Source organism: Flavobacterium saccharophilum (assembly GCF_900142735.1).
Lineage (GTDB): Bacteria > Bacteroidota > Bacteroidia > Flavobacteriales > Flavobacteriaceae > Flavobacterium > Flavobacterium saccharophilum.
On the sequence record NZ_FRBY01000005.1, the window covers coordinates 534,739 to 551,774 of the forward strand.

Consider the following 17,036-nt stretch of genomic DNA (forward strand, 5'->3'; position numbering starts at 1 on the left):
TAGTTTTTTTAGCGAGGACTTGAAACGTACAGCTGGAATAGCTTCTACAAATTATCTATAACTGACGTTAATCTCTCTGTAATTTCTTCGATAGTTCCGATACCGTTTACGGCATGAAACTTATTTTGTGCTTTATAATATCCAATTAATGGAGCTGTTTTTTCGTTGTATTCCTGATATCTTACACGAATTTTTTCTTCGTCCTGATCATCTACTCTTCCGCTTGTTTTTCCTCTTTCAAGCAAACGAGCTACCAAAATCTCATCGTCAGCTTCTAATGCAATAGTTGCCGTAACACTTGATCCGATTGTTGGTAAAAATTTATCTAAAGCCTCAGCCTGATCTAAAGTTCTTGGGTAACCGTCGAACAAAAATCCGTTTGAATCTAAATGTTTGTTCACTTCATCAATTAACATTGCAGTTGTAACTTCGCAAGGAACCAACTCTCCATTGTCCATAAAAACTCTTGCTCTTTTACCTAAATCTGTATCATTTTTTAAATTAAAACGAAAAATATCTCCTGTTGAAAGATGTGTTAATTTGTATTTCTCTTTTAAAAATTCTGCCTGAGTTCCTTTTCCTGCTCCTGGCTTTCCAAATAAAACGATGTTAATCATAATGTGAGTGTTACTTGACTTCTTATTTTCATGTAAGAAGTTTAAAATGAATATATAGTTGTGTTTTGTTTAATATTATTCAGCCAATTTATAGACTTCGTTCAAATTTCTTCCTAAACCGTCATAGTCTAAACCATAACCAACGATGAATTTATTTGGAATTCTGATTCCGATGTAATCAATTTTAATGTCTTTTTTATACGCTTCAGGTTTAAAAAACAAAGTCGCAATTTTAAAATGCTTTACATTTTGTTGTTTAAACAAATGTTTTAATTCTTCGATTGTATTTCCGGTATCGATAATATCTTCAATTATTACCACGCTTCTACCTGAAAGATCCTGATTAATTCCAATTAATTCTTTAACAACATTAGTCGTTTCAGTACCTTCGTAAGATGCCATTTTGATAAATGAAACCTCGCATGGTTTTTGGTATTTTTTCAGAAAATCGCTAACAACCATAAATGCACCATTCAAAACGCCAATAAAAATTGGAGTATCATCTCCAAAATCATCTTCTACCTGTGCAACTATTTTGGTTAAAGCAAAATCAATTTCCTTAGCCGAAATAAACGGAACAAATTGTTTATCGTGAAGTTGTATCATTATTTTTGATTTTAAAATAATGCGCAAAGATACAGAATTACAACCAAATTGTTCGTATCAAATTATGTGGATACGATGACTTTTTTAAGAATGTTAAATATCACTTAATATTTACAAATCTTTTGTTAAGGTCATTTTTAATTTTATTAAATTGTTGTCTATTAAAATTTTAACTCAAAAAGACAATGAAAACTACGATACAATTATTATCCCTGTCGTTATTAACCGTAATGACGGCCTGTCAGGGACAAGTAAAAAAAGAAGAAAAAGAAGCCCTGGCAAAACAACCGCCAACTGTTGTAAAAACTGCAATTGGAGACCTGACTTTGCCTCCGCCTTTTGCAACGGAATCTACATCAAAAAATAGTAAAGTGATAGGCTGGCCGGAAGGCAAAACACCAACCGCGCCGGAAGGTTTTACCGTTACGAAATTTGCAGATGGTTTTGAAAACCCGCGTTGGACCTATATCGCACCAAACGATGATATTTTTGTTGTAGAAAGTGGAACGAGAACCAGTAAAAATCAAATTACCGTACTTCGAGATAAAGACAAAGATGGAAAATTTGAAACCCGTGAAGTTTTTATAAAAGACCTAAACAAACCTTTTGGAATGCTTGTTCTAAAAGACTTTTTTTACATTGCCAACACTGATGGTTTATACAAATATCCCTATAAAAATAATCCGTTAAAACTAGAAACCAAAGGCGAAAAAATCCTTGAACTTCCTGCCGGAGGTTACAACAATCACTGGACAAGAAATATAATTTCGAATGGCGATGGATCAAAAATTTATGTTTCTGTAGGTTCTGGAAGTAATGTTGCGGAACACGGAATTGATAAAGAAGTTCGCCGTGCCGATATTCTCGAAATTAATCCCGACGGAACCGGCGAAAAAATCTATGCTTCGGGACTTCGAAATCCGGTTGGTATGGACTGGAATCCAGTAAATAAGGAACTTTGGACCGCCGTTAACGAGCGTGATGAATTGGGCGACGATCTAGTTCCGGATTATATTACGAGTGTAAAAAGAGATGGTTTTTATGGATGGCCGTATTCTTATTTCGGAAATATTCCTGACCCAAGAATGAAAGGCGAACGCAAAGATTTAGTCGAAAAAGCAATTGTTCCAGATGTTCCGGTTGGCGCTCACACCGCCTCTTTGGGATTGGCATTTTATACTAAAGATAAATTTCCGGCAAAATATAAAAACGGTGCTTTTGTTGGGCAACATGGTTCATGGAACCGTTCTAAAATCTCAGGCTATAAAGTTTTATTCGTTCCATTTAAAGACGGAAAACCTTCAGGAAAACCAGAGGATTTTTTGACTGGTTTTATTTCTGATAATGACAAAGCTGAAGTTTATGGACGTCCGGTTGCGGTTACGGTTATGAATGACGGATCACTTTTGGTCAATGATGATAGCGGAAATACGATTTGGAAGGTTACAGCTAATAAGTAAATTCCAAAATTCATCCCGAAGCTTCGGGACCAAATTCCAACTCTTTGGCAATAATTTAAACACATAGAAACATAGTATTCTGGGAACTTAAAAAAAGGCGTTTCACTTGCAAAAAGACACATAGCTATGTGTTTTAAAACAAGTGAAACGCCTTTATACGCAAACCATAACTATGTTTCTATGTGTTTAAAAATTAAGCTCAAAAACTAAACTGTCTTTTTATGCTTTTAAAAAAATATTGCTTTTTACTTCTTGTACTAATTGTTTTCCAAAACACTTTTGCGCAGGAAGGAAAAAGCAAATCTATTGATTCTGTGAAAACAGAAAAACTGGAAGAAGTTATTATCAGTTCCTTTCATATTAATGACAGTTTGCAGAACGCGCCGGCTTCTATTGGCATTTTATCCAAAAAAGAACTGATGCAAAATAATGCTACAGATATAACAACTGTTGTCAATACAATTCCAGGAGTTTTTATGCAATCTTCCAATTTTACGACAACCCGAATTTCGATTCGTGGAATTGGTGCTCGAACGCCGTATGGAACCAATAAAATCAGAGCTTTTTATGGCAGTATTCCGTTGACTTCAGGAAATAGTGAAACGGTTATTGATGATATTGATTTGGAGAACCTCAACCAAATTGAAATTATCAAAGGACCACTTTCGAGTATTTATGGCGCGGGTTTGGGTGGTGCGATTTTGATTTCGCCTCAACTTTCTAAAAGTAAAGGACAGACGGCCGGAATAAGTTCCACTTTTGGTTCTTTTGGATTATTGAAAAATACTTTGAGTTATAGTTTAAATGAGAAAAACTCAAGTTTGAATTTAAGTTATCACAATCTTAAAAGTGATGGTTGGCGCGAAAACAGTTCTTATAAACGAGAAGGATTTACGCTTGCCGGAGAATTATTCAGAAGACAATACAGCAAACTGACTTACTTTACCAATTACACTTATTTAAAAGCTTTTATTCCGAGTTCGATCAGTAAAGAAGTTTACGATTCGAATCCGCAATTGGGTGCGCCGACATGGGTGGCTTCAAAAGGATTTAAAGAATACAAATCAACTTTGGCAGGATTGGGTTATGATTTTAAGATTACGGATAATCTGAATAATTCAACTTCCGTTTTCATTAATTATAAAGACAGCAACGAACCGCGACCTTTCGATATTTTGCGCCAATATACTTTTGCAACCGGAGCAAGAACGCAATTTTCAGGGAATTTCGAAATTGGAAAACTGAAAAATCAATTCATTTTCGGAATGGAATATTTTACCGATAATTACAACGGAAATACTTTTGAAAATCTTTACAAACAAAACAACGGACAAGGTAGTTTGCAAGGAAATCAATTAACGGAAAGCGATCAGAAAAGACATTTTTACAATATTTTTTCGCAAATCAGATCATTGCTATCTGAAAAACTGGAACTTCAATTCGGTTTAAATTATAATGAAACCCATTTTGAACTGACGAACTTTCTTCCGCAAAAAATTGCAACAGAAAAATACAGTTATGACGGCATCTTTTCGCCTCAGCTTTCTTTATTATTCAAACCAAATCAAGAACAGACATTATATTTTTCAGCAAGTCGCGGATTTTCATTACCCGCAACCGAAGAAACTTTGACAAGCAACGGAACCATCAATCCGGATATTAAACCTGAAAACGGTTATAATTTTGAATTGGGCGGAAAATTCTATTTCTTCAACAAAAATCTTTACACTGAAATTGCTTTGTACCGAATGGAAATCAAAGATTTATTGGTAGCCAAAAGAATTGGCGATGATCAGTATGAAGGCGTAAATGCCGGAAAAACATTGCATGAAGGAATTGAAATTACGTTGAAACACAATTGGCAAATTAATCGACTTTTTAATCTGAATTCTTATGTTGGAGCATCTATCGGAAAATATGAATTTCAAGAATTCGTCGATAGCGGAAATGATTATTCAGGAAATAAATTAACTGGAGTTCCTGCCAATAAAGTCAATGCCGGATTAATTTTAAATACCCGTTTTGGAATTTATTTTAATGCCGATTATCAATTTGTAGATGATATTCCGATGAACGATGCTAATTCGGCTTTCTCCGATTCTTATAATATTGTCAATTTGAAAACAGGTTATCGTTTTGAAATTCTACATAATCTAACTACCAATTTAGCTTTTGGAATTAACAATGTGACCAATGAAAAATATGCCTCTCTAATTTTGCCAAATGCACTTCCCGTTGGAACTTCTTCTCCAAGATATTATTACCCAGGTCTTCCTGTAAATTGCTACGGAAACATCTCTTTAAATTACTTATTTTAGTCACAGAATTAAATCGATCAAAGATGATATCTGAACTACAAAAGAAACTGGATTACGTTAGTGCTTACCGGGAAAACCGTTTGAAAGTGGCGCAGGAAATTTTAGAAAATCCCCGTTTCTTTTATGAATTAGTTTCGATTTGTTTTTCTCCATCTGACAAAAACAACCACAAAGCTTGTTGGATTTTAGAATTTGTATCTTATGAAGAATTGATTTGGCTTCAGCCTCATCTTGATTTTTTCTTCTCTAATTTGAAGAATTTAAAAGATGAAAGCGCCATTCGTCCCATTGCAAAAGTGACGCAGCTTTTAGTAAAATCGCATTATAAAAAAGATGAAAACAGCATTGTTCTTTCTGAAACTAATCTTCAGGATTGCATCGAAACGTCTTTTGACTGGCTGATAAATGATGTAAAAGTGGCAACAAAAGCCTATTCGATAAGAACTTTATATGTTTTAGGAAATTATTACGACTGGATTCATCCTGAACTAAAAATTATTCTCGACAAAGATTATGGCGATCATTCTGCTGCATATAAAGCGGTTGCACGCGAAGTTTTGAAGAAAATAAAATAGCATTTTCCAATTCAATCATTATAAAGTATCTTTGCGCATCACAAACACACAACAATGAATTATTTTTCTTCTGATTTTAAATTAGGAATATTAGGCGGTGGACAATTAGGCAAAATGCTTTTGTTTGACACACGAAAATTTGACATACAAACTTATGTTTTAGATCCGAGTGACGAAGCTCCGAGCAAAATTGCCTGCAACAAATTCTTTCAGGGCGATTTAATGGATTATGAAACGGTTTACAATTTTGGAAAACAAGTTGATGTTTTGACTTTCGAAATTGAATTGGTTAATCTTGAAGCTTTAACGCAATTAGAAAATGAAGGCCTAAAAGTGTATCCTTCTCCAAAAACCTTAAAAGGAATTCAGAATAAAGGAGTCCAAAAACAATTTTACGCAGAAAATAATATCCCAACTGCACCTTTTGAAAGATTTGAAAATTTAGATAATCTAAAATCTAAAATCAATGATTTAAAATTGCCTTTCGTATGGAAATGTACCGAATTTGGTTACGACGGAAATGGTGTAAAAGTAATTCGTCAGGTTTCTGATTTAGACAGTTTACCAAATGTTGAATGTATTGCAGAAACAATGATTCCGTTCAAAAATGAATTGGCCGTTATTGTTTGCAGAAATCCATCAGGAGAAATAAAAACATATCCGGTTGTTGAAATGGAATTTCATCCAGAAGCCAACCAGGTAGAATATGTAATCTGTCCGGCAAGAATCGACGAAAAAGTTGCAGAAAAAGCCCGGGCAATTGCTTTGAATGTTTCGGAAAAATTCAATCATGTTGGACTTTTAGCAGTTGAAATGTTTCAAACTAACGATGATGAAATCTTAGTAAATGAAGTTGCTCCTCGCCCACACAATTCTGGTCATTATTCTATTGAAGCAAGTTATACTTCGCAATTTGAAAATCATTTACGCGCTATTCTGGATCTTCCGTTAGGAAACACAGATAGCAAAGTTGCCGGAATTATGGTAAATTTAGTGGGTGCCGAAGGTTTTTCCGGAGATGTAGTTTACGAAAATATCGAAACCATTTTAGGATGGAACGGTGTTACGCCTCACATTTACGGTAAAAAACAAACAAGACCCTTCAGAAAAATGGGCCACGTAACGATTGTAAATGAAGATATGGCTGAAGCCAGAAGAATTGCAGAGGAAGTTAAGAATACTATTAGAGTGATCAGTAATTAGTTTTCAGTGGCAGTCGCAGTTTACAACTTGAAACTTAAACAAAATAAACAGTTTTCAGTTTCGTTTTTCCGTCACAGTGAAAAACCTGAAACCTGAAACTTGAAACAAATAAAACAAAAACATGAGCAAAGTAGCCATCATAATGGGAAGTATTTCTGACATGCCAGTCATGCAGGATGCTATCGACATATTAAAACAGTTTAATATTGAAGTTGACGTAGATATCGTTTCGGCACACAGAACACCGGAAAAATTATTCGATTTCAGTAAAAATGCGCACACTCGTGGAATTTCGGTAATTATTGCCGGAGCTGGAGGTGCAGCGCATTTACCTGGAATGGTAGCTTCAATGTCACCGCTTCCTGTAATTGGAGTTCCGGTAAAATCAAGCAATTCAATTGATGGCTGGGATTCGGTTTTATCAATTCTGCAAATGCCAGGCGGAGTTCCTGTTGCAACTGTTGCTTTGAACGGGGCAAAAAATGCCGGGATTTTAGCTGCGCAAATCATCGGAAGTCATGATAAAAAAGTACTTGATACTATTATTGCTTACAAAGAAGAATTGAAAGCGGCTGTTAATAAAGCAGCTGAAGGTTTGAATAAATAGATTATTCCGCAGAGATACACAAAGATAAAACGCAGAGATTCACGAAGATTTTTTTAATTTTATTATTAAAGAAAAAAATTAGTGAATCTCTGTGCTTTTTTAGCGAGTCTCTGTGAAATAAAAATTTATAAATTACGCCTCATCTTCAACTTCTTCCAAAACAGATTCAAATTCAGACGCTGTTACATCATCCTTATTTATCCAATTCTCTGAAGTAACCAAATCATAATTAACATTATCTTCTGTTGTCAATTCCCAGATAATACTTTCTGCTTCCGGAAACTGAATATTTTTAGACATTTGCTCTTCAAATAATCTTTTAATCAGGTTTCTATCAGACAAACCATTATTCAATAACTTCAATATATTTTCCGCTGTCAGTTTTTGTACTTCACCATTAGTTGGTGTCATAGAAAAATGAACAACAGACGCTTTTGCATTTGGAAATTTCCCATTGTAAGCTTTAAAAAGCAATTGATTTACATGAAATAATCTGCCTTGCATGTGTATCTCCGGATATTCTTCACATACTTTATCAATCAACATATTGTTGGATATTTGCTCAATTTGTCCTGCACTTAATTCATCTCCCAATTTATATTCTAACACAATCTGTGCAGCTTCGTTAGGTTCATAATCCGAAATGGCCATTTCTAATAATTCCGGCAAACTGCTTTTCTCGGCTGTAGCTCCATCCGGATAATTGAATTTTTGCAGTAAAACAACAAAATCTTCATCTGACCAATATCCTTCTACTTCATTTACGGTATCTATATTCTTGATTACAACTTGATAATTCATCTTTTAATTTTTATAATTACGATTAGTATTTTATAATTCTAATCTATTTTTTCAATTTACGCTTTTAATATCTGCTACAGCAATAAATAACAAATCTATAACACAATTTAAGAGGATTTTATGCCTGCAATCAATTTCAAATAGCCCAATAAATTTTTATAAAGTGTTATCTTTGGAATTCAAAAAATTTGACTTCAATTAATAAAAAATAGTATATCATAATGAGTGTTTTACTTTCAAAATTCAATACCAAACATAATACAGCACCATTTTCGCAAATTAAAATCGAAGATTACGTTCCTGCTTTTCAGGAAGGAATTGCTTTGGCTAAAGCCGAAATTGATGCCATCGTAAATAATCCCGAAGCACCAACTTTTGAAAACACAGTTGTAGCCATGGATTTTGCGGGAGATATTTTAGATCGTTTGTCTAGCATTTTCTTCAATTTAAATTCGGCTGAAACGAGTGACGAAATGCAGAAAATCGCGCAGGAAGTTTCGCCTTTATTGTCTGAATTCGGAAATGACATTACTTTGAACGCTGCTTTATTTACTAAAATAAAAGCCGTTTACGAGCAAAAAGAAAAGCTGAATTTAAGTCCGGAACAAACTACGCTTTTAGATAAAAAATATAAAAGTTTCTCCCGAAACGGAGCGAATTTACCGGAAGATAAAAAAGATCAATTGCGTGAAATCGACAAAGAATTATCGAAGTTAAGTTTGCAATTTGGCGAAAATGTTTTGGCCGAAACCAATGCTTTCGAATTGCATTTGACAGATGAAAAAGATTTAGCCGGTTTACCCGAAGGAACAATCGAAGCTGCAAGATTATTAGCAAAAGAAAGAGAAAAAGAAGGCTGGATTTTCACTTTAGATCATCCGAGTTATGTTCCGTTTTTGACTTATGCAGATAATCGTGAATTACGCAAAAAAATGGCTATTGCCTTTGGCGCAAAAGCATTTCAGAATAACGAATTTGACAATCAGGAAAATGTCCTGAAAATTGCTAAACTTCGTTTTGAAAGAGCCAATTTATTAGGTTATAAAACACACGCTCATTTTGTTTTGGAAGAAAGAATGGCCGAAAGTCCGGAGAAAGTTTTCTCTTTCCTAAATGATTTATTAGCAAAAGCAAAACCTGCAGCTCAAAAAGAATTTGCAGAATTGACTGCTTTCGCGAAAAAACTAGACGGAATCGAACAATTAGAAAAATGGGACGGCGCTTATTATTCTGAAAAATTAAAACAACAGCTTTTCAATTTAGATGATGAAAAACTGAAGCCTTATTTTCAATTAGAAAAAGTTTTAGACGGAGCCTTTACGGTTGCCCAAAAATTATACGGATTAACGTTTACCGAAGTTTTTGACATCGATAAATACCATGAAGAAGTTACCACTTATGAAGTAAGAGATGCTGATAACAATTTAGTTTCGATTTTCTATGCCGATTTCTTCCCAAGAAAAGGAAAAAGAAATGGTGCCTGGATGACTTCATTCAAACATCAATCTATAAAAGATGGCGTAAATGAAAGACCACATATTTCGAACGTTTGCAACTTTACAAAACCAACAGAAACGAAACCTTCGTTGTTGACTTTTAATGAAGTGACGACCTTATTCCACGAATTTGGACATGGTTTACACGGAATGTTGGCCAACACAACCTATCCAAGTTTATCCGGAACTTCTGTTTTTTGGGATTTTGTAGAATTACCAAGTCAGATTATGGAAAACTGGTGTTACGAACCGGAAGCTTTGGCTTTGTTTGCAAACCACTACGAAACCGGAGAAATTATTCCGATTGAATATGTACAAAAAATTAAAGAAAGTGCTAGTTTTCAGGAAGGACTGGCAACTTTGCGTCAATTGAGTTTTGGACTTTTAGATATGGCTTGGCACGGACAAGATCCAACAAACATTACTGATTTAAAAGCTTTCGAAACCGAACAATTTGCGAATACACAATTGTATCCGGATGTAAAAGAAAATGCTATGAGTACCGCTTTTTCACATATTTTCCAAGGTGGATATTCTTCTGGATATTACAGTTACAAATGGGCTGAAGTTCTGGATGCCGATGCTTTTGAATATTTTCAGGAAAAAGGTATTTTCAATAAAGATGTAGCCACAAAATTCAAAGACAATGTACTTTCAAAAGGAGGAACAGAACATCCGATGATTTTATACAAACGTTTCAGAGGTCAGGAACCAAAACCGGAAGCTTTGTTGAAACGTGCGGGACTTTTATAGATTTTAGACTTCTTAGATCATTAGACAACTTAGAATATTAAATATGAATCCGAAGTATTTTTACTTCGGATTTTTTATTCAATCTTGATTCAAATATTACAAATCATTTTAATTATCTTCGTTCATTTTTTTAATCCTAATCTTACAAAATACAACTTGAAAAAATATTTAAAAATACTCGCTTATCTTTTTATTCTAGGATTAATTGCTATTGTTTCTGTAAATTACTACGTAAAATCTTCGACCAAAAAGAACATTCATCATTCGCTTAGAAGGTTTCCTAAAAACGATGTTGGAATTATTTTTGGAGCCGGCATTAGAGGAGATCAGCCGAGTAAGTATTTAAAAGACAGACTTGATGCCGGTATTTTATTATGGAAGGCAAAACGAATCAATAAAATTTTACTTTCAGGAGATAATGGCCGTGAAGAATATGATGAATTAACGGTAATGAAAAAGTACTGTTACACTCATGGAGTTGATACAACTAAAATCTTTATTGATTATGCTGGTTTCGATACCTACTCTACTATGTATCGTGCAAAACATATTTTCAATATCAAAAAAGCAACTTTAATTTCTCAGGAATATCATTTAAACCGAGCCATTTACATTGGACAAAAACTCGGAATTAAATCGGTTGGATATTCGGCTAACAAAGGAGAATATTCGGGATACAGATATGTTTGTTTTAGAGAATACGGTTCGATTTTTAAATCTTTTTTAGATGTTTTGAGAGATAGAGAACCAAGATTTTTAGGAAATCCGATTGATATTAATGGGGTTTCTAATTACTCTAAAGAGGATAAACGGTAAAAAAAGTCCGAAGTAATTTGTACTTCGGACTTTTTTAGTTTAAAACTTCCAAATAATCTAAGACAGATTCTTGAAATGCTTCTTGAAGTTCAATTATCGAAACTCCCTCAAAAGTCACTACATCATTAATTCCTTGAATTTTTCCAAAAAAGACTTTATCTTCTTCTGAAAATTCTACGCTTCCGTTGTATCCTTTAAATTCAAAATAATTTTCCATTTTTATATTTTAACGTATATACAAATATAAGAAAATACATCTAATTAAATTCTTTTCAAATAAACTTTCATTTATTTTTGAAAGTTTAAAAACTTTTATATACATTTGTTTCATGGAATTCAAAGAAGCAAAAAATAAGTTCGTACAAACCTGGGGAGCATTAGGTTCTCAATGGGGGATTAATAAAACCATGGCGCAAATCCATGCTTTATTAATGGTCTCGAACGAAGCCGTTTCGATGGAAGACATTATGGACGAGTTGCAAATTTCCCGCGGAAATGCCAGCATGAATCTAAGAGCTTTAATGGATTGGGGCATTGTTTATAAAGAATACAAGGCCGGAGAAAGAAGAGAGTTTTTTACTGCCGAAAAAGATCTAGACGAATTAGCTGTAAAAATCGCAAGAGAAAGAAGCAAAAGAGAAATCAAACCTGCGCTTAAAATCTTAAAGGAAGTTTCTACAATTGACGCCAGCAATTCGGCAGAAGAAAAACACTTTGTAGATCAGACTTCTAAATTGTATGACTTTGTTTTAAAAGCAGATAATATGTTAGATAAAATGACAGAATTCAATGAAAACTGGTTAGGCCGTTTGGTTCTAAAAATCATGAAGTAAAAAAATTTAATTAAAACTTTCATTTTTTTCTGAAAGTTTAAAACAAACAATAACTATGAAAAATATTAATTATCTCAACTATTTTTTTGTCGGTATCCCTGCAATTATTTTTCTATTAGCTTTTTTACAAATTATAGATCTTATAGTATTTGGTTTATTATTCAGCGTACTTACCGGACTGTTTCAAGTAACCATTGGAGGATGTATGCTGATCGATGAACCTCATGACAAAAGTCTTCAATGGTATATAATTGGAGTACTATTATTCTTCATTATGATATGCATCAATCCCTATTTACCAAAACATGATTTTAAAATTTACTTCTTTTATGCAATTCCAGCAATTCTTGCATTCCATCTTACAATACTAATCTATAAAAAAGCACACAAATGAACTTCTTAAAAGCAGAATGGAAAAACTTAGCACTTTTCAATTATGAAGTTGCTGCTGAAATATTAAAAAAATATCTTCCAAGCGGTACTGAAATAGATTTATGGAATAACAAATGTTATGTAAGCTTAGTTGGCTTTATGTTTAAAAACACCAAAGTTTTGGGATTGAAGGTTCCGTTTCATATCAATTTTGAAGAAGTTAACCTGAGATTTTATGTAAAACGTTTTGAAAATGGCGAATGGAAACGCGGCGTTGTTTTCATCAAAGAAATTGTTCCTAAAAAAGCCATCACTTTTATTGCAAATACTTTGTATCAGGAAAATTATGAAACTCAAAAAATGAGACATGAAATCATTGAAAACGAAAACAGCAAAACTTTTATTTATCAATGGAAAAAGGATGAAAACTGGAATAGCATTCAGCTCGAAACTGAAAAAAATCCAATAGAAATAGCAATTGATTCTGAAGCAGAATTTATTACCGAACATTATTTCGGTTACACCAAAATTGATTTGGAAACCACTTTTGAATATGAAGTTCAACATCCAAGATGGGAACAATTTGAGGTTTTAAATTATAATGTTGCTATCGATTTTAGAAAAACGTACGGCAAGGATTTCGAATTTTTACAAAACACAAATCCAACTTCTGTTTTCCTCGCAAAAGGATCTGATATTAAAGTTAAAAACAAACGAAAACTCGAAACAACTCTTGTTTTAGAAGAAGCTTACCATTAGAATTTTATTATTAATCTATAAAATCAGGAATTATGAAAACGCTCGAAAACCAAACCTTACTTTATGATGAAGATTGTCCGCTTTGCAGTTTATACACCACAGGCTTTGTAAAAAGCGGTATGCTAGATGAAAATGGAAGAAAATCTTATTGCCAGTTATCTCAAGAAGAACAAAGTTTTGTCGATTTAAAACGAGCGCCAAATGAAATTGCTTTGGTTGATAATAAAACTAAAACGGTTACTTACGGGATTGATAGTCTAATAAAAGTCATCGGTTTTTCATTTCCGTTAATTGAAAAAATCGCGACGATTAAGCCTATTCATTTCATTCTGACAAAAATGTATTCTTTTGTTTCTTATAATAGAAAAATGATTATTCCGGGAAATGCAAAAACAGAAAACAAACTGCAATGTACTCCTGATTTTAATTATAAATACCGCTTTATTTTCATCGGTTTTGCTTTAACGATTACAACTATTGTTTTATTTGGTTTTTCTAATTTGATTCCGAATGTACCGAAAACAAGTATTTTAAGAGAATTCATTTTAGCCTTCGGACAGATTGTTTTTCAAAGTTTATTTCTTTTAAAAATGGATAAAAAAACAATAATCAATTATGCCGGAAATTTAATGACGATTTCTTTAATGGGATCTTTGATTTTAGTTCCAATTTTAACTCTAAGTCAATTTGTTAATCTTCCGCAGTTTTTAATTTTAGGCTGGTTTGGAATCACTGTTTTCATCATGTTTGCAGAACATTTTAGAAGAGTTAAAGTACTACAACTTCCCTTTTATTTATGTTTTACCTGGGTTCTTTACAGAATTATTGCTTTAGTATTTATCTTAAATTTATAAAATGAAAAAACTCATCATCGCAGCCGGAACAGGGTTTTTAGGACAAGTTTTAGTGAATCACTTCAAAAATAAATTTGAAGAAATTGTAATTCTGACTCGCGGAAAATCGCAAACAATTGACGGAATCAAATATGTAAACTGGAATGCCAGAACATTTTCTGGTTGGGAAAAAGAATTAGAAAATGCCACCGTTTTAATCAATCTTGCCGGAAAATCTGTTGATTGCCGCTATACCAAAGAAAACAAAAAAGAGATTTTATTGTCTCGAATTGAAAGCACAAAGATTTTAAACAAAGCCGTTTTAAACTGTCAAAATCCACCGAAACACTGGCTGAATTCATCAACTTCAACTATTTATCGTTTTTCTTTGGATAAACAAATGGATGAAATTGATGGCGAAATCGGAAATGACTTTTCCATCAATGTTGCCCTTTCCTGGGAAAAAGCATTCTTTAAAACTGAAACCACAGATACTTTAAAAACCGCTTTGCGTACTTCAATTGTATTAGGAAAAAAAGGAGGCGCTTTTATTCCATTAAAAACGTTAGCAAAAATTGGTTTTGGAGGGAAACAAGGAAAAGGCAATCAGTTTATAAGCTGGATTCATGAAGAAGATTTTGCCAATGCAATTGAATTTATTCTTCAAAAGGAAATAATTGGAGTAATAAATGTTGTTTCTCCAGAGCCAATTAGAAATGCAAATTTTATGATGAAACTTCGAAAAGCAGTTGGTTTTCCTTTCGGAATTCCGATGAGTAAATTCTTTCTCGAAATCGGATCTTTCTTCATTCGCACAGAAACGGAATTGGTTTTGAAAAGTAGAAATGTGATTCCGAAACGACTTTTAGAGAATGGGTTTCAATTTAAGTTTGGAAATCTTGACAAAGCTTTTGAAAATCTATTAAGCAAATAATTTATTATTTTCAGGCAGCTCCATCGGAGTGAAATGTTTATAGAAAATCATAAAAATGCGTCGTTAATTTAAGCTCCAGCGGAGCGACATTAGCGCTTTTTAATTAGTCCTAAAACATTTCACCCCGCTGGGGTTTTAACACTAAATGCCTGCAAATCTATAAACATGTCGTCCCTCCGGGACTTGCAACACACCAACTAATCATGACAACCATAAACCTCACAACAAAAATAAAAGCATCAAAAAAAACCGTTTTTGACGCATCAAGAAATATCGACATTCACCAACAATCTGCAAGCAAATCAAATGAAAAAGCAATTGCCGGCGTTACATCAGGATTAATAAATTTAAACGAAACGGTAACATGGAAAGGAAAACATTTTAGCTTTTATTTGACCCACAAAAGCAGAATTACAACTATGAATCTGCATGATTATTTTGTAGATGAAATGGAGCGTGGCAAATTCAATTCTTTCAAACACGAGCATTTTTTTGAAGAAGAAAACGGTTTTACAATAATGAAAGACAAATTGCAATATGAAACACCGTTTGGAATTTTAGGAGAACTATTTGATATTTTATTTCTGGAAAAACATTTGACTCAATTTCTTTTGGAAAGAAATAAAATCCTAAAGGAAGTTTGTGAAATCTAATTATCATCTAAACTGATAATCTCATCTTCGATACCGCCTTTTTTAAAGAAAAAATCATGGATTAAAAAAACAGTAAAAGTGTTAACCAAAAGATGCGCCATGTAAGTGTATAAATTCATGGGCACAAAAAAACTATAAATCCAGGTAGCCAAAATAGAAGTAAGAACCATCATGAAATTTTGATAATATCTAATAAGTGATTTATTTACAAAATAAAAAACAAGCAGCAACAAACCAAATAACCGGTTAAGCAAACCAACAAAAAGAATAGAAAGTCCGCATATCAAAACCGACATTCCGAGATAAGAACCTATAATAAATGGCCAGATAAAAGCCAGGAAAAACATCCATCCGAAGAAAAACAAAATAAATTGCAGTTGCGTAAACTTCATTCCAAAAAAGGAGACATCCTTTTGCATATAGTGGTATTTGTTTTCAAATATAGAATTAAAAATCTTAAAGAAACTCAATCATCAGCCACCAAAAAATCGGAACACTCTCCACCCAGAAAGAAGTATAATATTTAGAACGATTCGGGTTTGCAAACAGAATAAACAACATCAGCATCACGACCATTATCAGATTGATGATCAAATCATGAAAATCAAATGACAATATTCCCACAACCCAAAACGGAACTAACAGCGAAAATCCTAAAATTTTAGTTTTCTTCACACCAATAGTCTGGGGCACAGTCTGCAAATGCGGATCATCATTCGCTAAATCTAAAATTTCAAAAACTAAAATCAGTACAAAAACCAATACAAATCGCTGAATACATTTGATAAAAAAGTTCGTCGTAAAAGGAATTTCGGCATTTATCAAAGGCAAAACCAACGTCGCTCCTACCCAACAAAGGGCCACAATATAAATTTTTACGCCTGCCCAGTTTCTCGCATTTTTTCTGTTTGGAAAAAACGGCAAGGTATAAAGTGCGGTTATTAAAAATATTCCAACCGAAACAATTTGCGTAATTCGCTTTAAATGGAAAAAATAATAGCCCACTAAAACGAGTGAAATGAAGCTCAAAACGGCGATAATTTTCAGCTGAATTCCGATCGGATTTTTTTTAACACGGACTAATGCATCATATTTAACAAAATTATATCCTACAATTGTTCCAAAAAAAACGAACAAAGCCATTGCTTCATCATACTGAATATGAAATACATGAAACGTAACCCTGACCAAAGCATAACACGATAAAGCCACATGAATACTGCTATTGAGGTAAAAATCTAATATCTGTTTCAAAAATTTCATATCTCAAATCTAATCAATTGGTAACAAATCAACTCTTTGGTTATAAATTTCATAAAAATTGAAGTTAAAAATACCCATTAAATTATTAATAATACTTAATTTTGCGCCACAAAAAACAACACATTTACTATATAATG

At 33.2% G+C, this 17,036-nt stretch carries 19 protein-coding genes; 13 read left to right on the forward strand and 6 right to left on the reverse strand.

All coding sequences use genetic code 11. The annotated features are described in order from the left end of the window. Window positions 1-44 precede the first annotated feature (44 nt). Window positions 45-617, reverse strand: coding sequence for an adenylate kinase (locus tag BUA98_RS22565; RefSeq protein WP_026982979.1), 573 nt, complete (start codon window positions 615-617; stop codon window positions 45-47). Between the two features lie 75 nt (window positions 618-692). Beyond that, the gene (gene hpt / locus BUA98_RS22570; RefSeq protein ID WP_244279227.1) at window positions 693-1,223 is read right to left on the reverse strand and encodes a hypoxanthine phosphoribosyltransferase; all 531 of its coding nucleotides are present in this window, start codon (window positions 1,221-1,223) and stop codon (window positions 693-695) included. A gap of 185 nt (window positions 1,224-1,408) precedes the next feature. Here hpt and BUA98_RS18285 point away from each other — a divergent pair, with 185 nt between their 5' ends. The 5 genes from BUA98_RS18285 (at window position 1,409) to purE (ending at window position 7,386) form a co-directional block, all read left to right on the forward strand. Continuing rightward, on the forward strand, window positions 1,409-2,683 hold the full coding sequence (locus BUA98_RS18285) for a PQQ-dependent sugar dehydrogenase (protein WP_072974846.1): 1,275 nt from the start codon (window positions 1,409-1,411) through the stop codon (window positions 2,681-2,683). Window positions 2,684-2,904: 221 nt separating this feature from the next. Next, entirely contained in the window at window positions 2,905-5,001 is a 2,097-nt protein-coding gene (locus tag BUA98_RS18290; protein WP_072974848.1) for a TonB-dependent receptor, read from the forward strand. A 23-nt stretch (window positions 5,002-5,024) separates the two neighbouring features. Further along, window positions 5,025-5,576: a hypothetical protein gene (locus BUA98_RS18295; RefSeq protein WP_072974849.1), complete on the forward strand. Its 552-nt coding sequence runs from the start codon at window positions 5,025-5,027 to the stop codon at window positions 5,574-5,576. Window positions 5,577-5,630: 54 nt separating this feature from the next. After that, window positions 5,631-6,779 carry a 5-(carboxyamino)imidazole ribonucleotide synthase gene (locus tag BUA98_RS18300; protein ID WP_072974852.1) on the forward strand — a complete coding sequence of 383 codons (1,149 nt, stop codon included), beginning with the start codon at window positions 5,631-5,633 and terminating at the stop codon, window positions 6,777-6,779. A 121-nt stretch (window positions 6,780-6,900) separates the two neighbouring features. Then, window positions 6,901-7,386, forward strand: coding sequence for a 5-(carboxyamino)imidazole ribonucleotide mutase (gene purE, locus BUA98_RS18305; protein WP_072974853.1), 486 nt, complete (start codon window positions 6,901-6,903; stop codon window positions 7,384-7,386). Window positions 7,387-7,518: 132 nt separating this feature from the next. Here purE and BUA98_RS18310 read toward each other — a convergent pair whose 3' ends face one another. After that, window positions 7,519-8,187: a hypothetical protein gene (locus BUA98_RS18310; protein WP_072974855.1), complete on the reverse strand. Its 669-nt coding sequence runs from the start codon at window positions 8,185-8,187 to the stop codon at window positions 7,519-7,521. A 221-nt stretch (window positions 8,188-8,408) separates the two neighbouring features. On the opposite strand from BUA98_RS18310, the gene BUA98_RS18315 reads away from it, so the two are divergent. Next, the gene (locus BUA98_RS18315; protein WP_072974856.1) at window positions 8,409-10,436 is read left to right on the forward strand and encodes a M3 family metallopeptidase; all 2,028 of its coding nucleotides are present in this window, start codon (window positions 8,409-8,411) and stop codon (window positions 10,434-10,436) included. A 156-nt stretch (window positions 10,437-10,592) separates the two neighbouring features. Continuing rightward, a complete protein-coding gene (locus BUA98_RS18320) occupies window positions 10,593-11,252 on the forward strand; it encodes a SanA/YdcF family protein (protein ID WP_072975009.1) in 660 nt (219 codons plus the stop codon). A 34-nt stretch (window positions 11,253-11,286) separates the two neighbouring features. On the opposite strand, the gene BUA98_RS18325 is transcribed toward BUA98_RS18320, so the two are convergent. Continuing rightward, window positions 11,287-11,469: a hypothetical protein gene (locus BUA98_RS18325; protein ID WP_072974858.1), complete on the reverse strand. Its 183-nt coding sequence runs from the start codon at window positions 11,467-11,469 to the stop codon at window positions 11,287-11,289. A 112-nt stretch (window positions 11,470-11,581) separates the two neighbouring features. On the opposite strand from BUA98_RS18325, the gene BUA98_RS18330 reads away from it, so the two are divergent. The 6 genes from BUA98_RS18330 to BUA98_RS18355 all read left to right on the forward strand — a co-directional run bounded on the left by BUA98_RS18330 (window position 11,582) and on the right by BUA98_RS18355 (window position 15,636). Then, window positions 11,582-12,085, forward strand: coding sequence for a GbsR/MarR family transcriptional regulator (locus tag BUA98_RS18330; protein ID WP_072974859.1), 504 nt, complete (start codon window positions 11,582-11,584; stop codon window positions 12,083-12,085). Between the two features lie 55 nt (window positions 12,086-12,140). Then, window positions 12,141-12,479, forward strand: coding sequence for a hypothetical protein (locus BUA98_RS18335; RefSeq protein ID WP_072974861.1), 339 nt, complete (start codon window positions 12,141-12,143; stop codon window positions 12,477-12,479). Beyond that, complete coding sequence (locus BUA98_RS18340; protein WP_072974863.1) at window positions 12,476-13,216, forward strand: YqjF family protein; 741 nt, start codon at window positions 12,476-12,478, stop codon at window positions 13,214-13,216. The genes BUA98_RS18335 and BUA98_RS18340 overlap by 4 nt, the downstream gene beginning before the upstream one ends. Window positions 13,217-13,248: 32 nt before the next feature. After that, on the forward strand, window positions 13,249-14,070 hold the full coding sequence (locus BUA98_RS18345) for a thiol-disulfide oxidoreductase DCC family protein (protein WP_072974865.1): 822 nt from the start codon (window positions 13,249-13,251) through the stop codon (window positions 14,068-14,070). Window position 14,071: 1 nt separating this feature from the next. After that, window positions 14,072-14,983, forward strand: a complete 912-nt coding sequence (locus BUA98_RS18350; protein WP_072974867.1) for a TIGR01777 family oxidoreductase — start codon at window positions 14,072-14,074, stop codon at window positions 14,981-14,983. Between the two features lie 203 nt (window positions 14,984-15,186). Continuing rightward, on the forward strand, window positions 15,187-15,636 hold the full coding sequence (locus tag BUA98_RS18355; protein WP_072974868.1) for an SRPBCC family protein: 450 nt from the start codon (window positions 15,187-15,189) through the stop codon (window positions 15,634-15,636). Here BUA98_RS18355 and BUA98_RS18360 read toward each other — a convergent pair. Both BUA98_RS18360 and BUA98_RS18365 read right to left on the reverse strand, forming a co-directional pair. Then, on the reverse strand, window positions 15,633-16,055 hold the full coding sequence (locus BUA98_RS18360) for a hypothetical protein (RefSeq protein WP_072974870.1): 423 nt from the start codon (window positions 16,053-16,055) through the stop codon (window positions 15,633-15,635). The two genes, BUA98_RS18355 and BUA98_RS18360, sit on opposite strands and share 4 nt — an antisense overlap. A 37-nt stretch (window positions 16,056-16,092) precedes the next feature. Next, window positions 16,093-16,899 (reverse strand): hypothetical protein, encoded by an 807-nt coding sequence (locus BUA98_RS18365; protein ID WP_072974872.1) that lies wholly within the window; start codon window positions 16,897-16,899, stop codon window positions 16,093-16,095. Between the last annotated feature and the right edge of the window lie 137 nt (window positions 16,900-17,036).

Bases quoted from the DNA above. Each gene is read 5' to 3' on its own strand.
- hpt (WP_244279227.1), bottom strand. From the start codon at position 1,223: ATGATACAACTTCACGATAAACAATTTGTTCCGTTTATTTCGGCTAAG.
- BUA98_RS18360 (WP_072974870.1), bottom strand. From the start codon at position 16,055: ATGCAAAAGGATGTCTCCTTTTTTGGAATGAAGTTTACGCAACTGCAA.
- BUA98_RS18345 (WP_072974865.1), top strand. From the start codon at position 13,249: ATGAAAACGCTCGAAAACCAAACCTTACTTTATGATGAAGATTGTCCG.
- purE (WP_072974853.1), top strand. From the start codon at position 6,901: ATGAGCAAAGTAGCCATCATAATGGGAAGTATTTCTGACATGCCAGTC.
- BUA98_RS18355 (WP_072974868.1), top strand. From the start codon at position 15,187: ATGACAACCATAAACCTCACAACAAAAATAAAAGCATCAAAAAAAACC.
- BUA98_RS18290 (WP_072974848.1), top strand. From the start codon at position 2,905: ATGCTTTTAAAAAAATATTGCTTTTTACTTCTTGTACTAATTGTTTTC.
- BUA98_RS18350 (WP_072974867.1), top strand. From the start codon at position 14,072: ATGAAAAAACTCATCATCGCAGCCGGAACAGGGTTTTTAGGACAAGTT.
- BUA98_RS18330 (WP_072974859.1), top strand. From the start codon at position 11,582: ATGGAATTCAAAGAAGCAAAAAATAAGTTCGTACAAACCTGGGGAGCA.
- BUA98_RS18295 (WP_072974849.1), top strand. From the start codon at position 5,025: ATGATATCTGAACTACAAAAGAAACTGGATTACGTTAGTGCTTACCGG.
- BUA98_RS18340 (WP_072974863.1), top strand. From the start codon at position 12,476: ATGAACTTCTTAAAAGCAGAATGGAAAAACTTAGCACTTTTCAATTAT.
- BUA98_RS18325 (WP_072974858.1), bottom strand. From the start codon at position 11,469: ATGGAAAATTATTTTGAATTTAAAGGATACAACGGAAGCGTAGAATTT.
- BUA98_RS18285 (WP_072974846.1), top strand. From the start codon at position 1,409: ATGAAAACTACGATACAATTATTATCCCTGTCGTTATTAACCGTAATG.
- BUA98_RS18365 (WP_072974872.1), bottom strand. From the start codon at position 16,899: ATGAAATTTTTGAAACAGATATTAGATTTTTACCTCAATAGCAGTATT.
- BUA98_RS18300 (WP_072974852.1), top strand. From the start codon at position 5,631: ATGAATTATTTTTCTTCTGATTTTAAATTAGGAATATTAGGCGGTGGA.
- BUA98_RS18310 (WP_072974855.1), bottom strand. From the start codon at position 8,187: ATGAATTATCAAGTTGTAATCAAGAATATAGATACCGTAAATGAAGTA.
- BUA98_RS18335 (WP_072974861.1), top strand. From the start codon at position 12,141: ATGAAAAATATTAATTATCTCAACTATTTTTTTGTCGGTATCCCTGCA.
- BUA98_RS22565 (WP_026982979.1), bottom strand. From the start codon at position 617: ATGATTAACATCGTTTTATTTGGAAAGCCAGGAGCAGGAAAAGGAACT.
- BUA98_RS18315 (WP_072974856.1), top strand. From the start codon at position 8,409: ATGAGTGTTTTACTTTCAAAATTCAATACCAAACATAATACAGCACCA.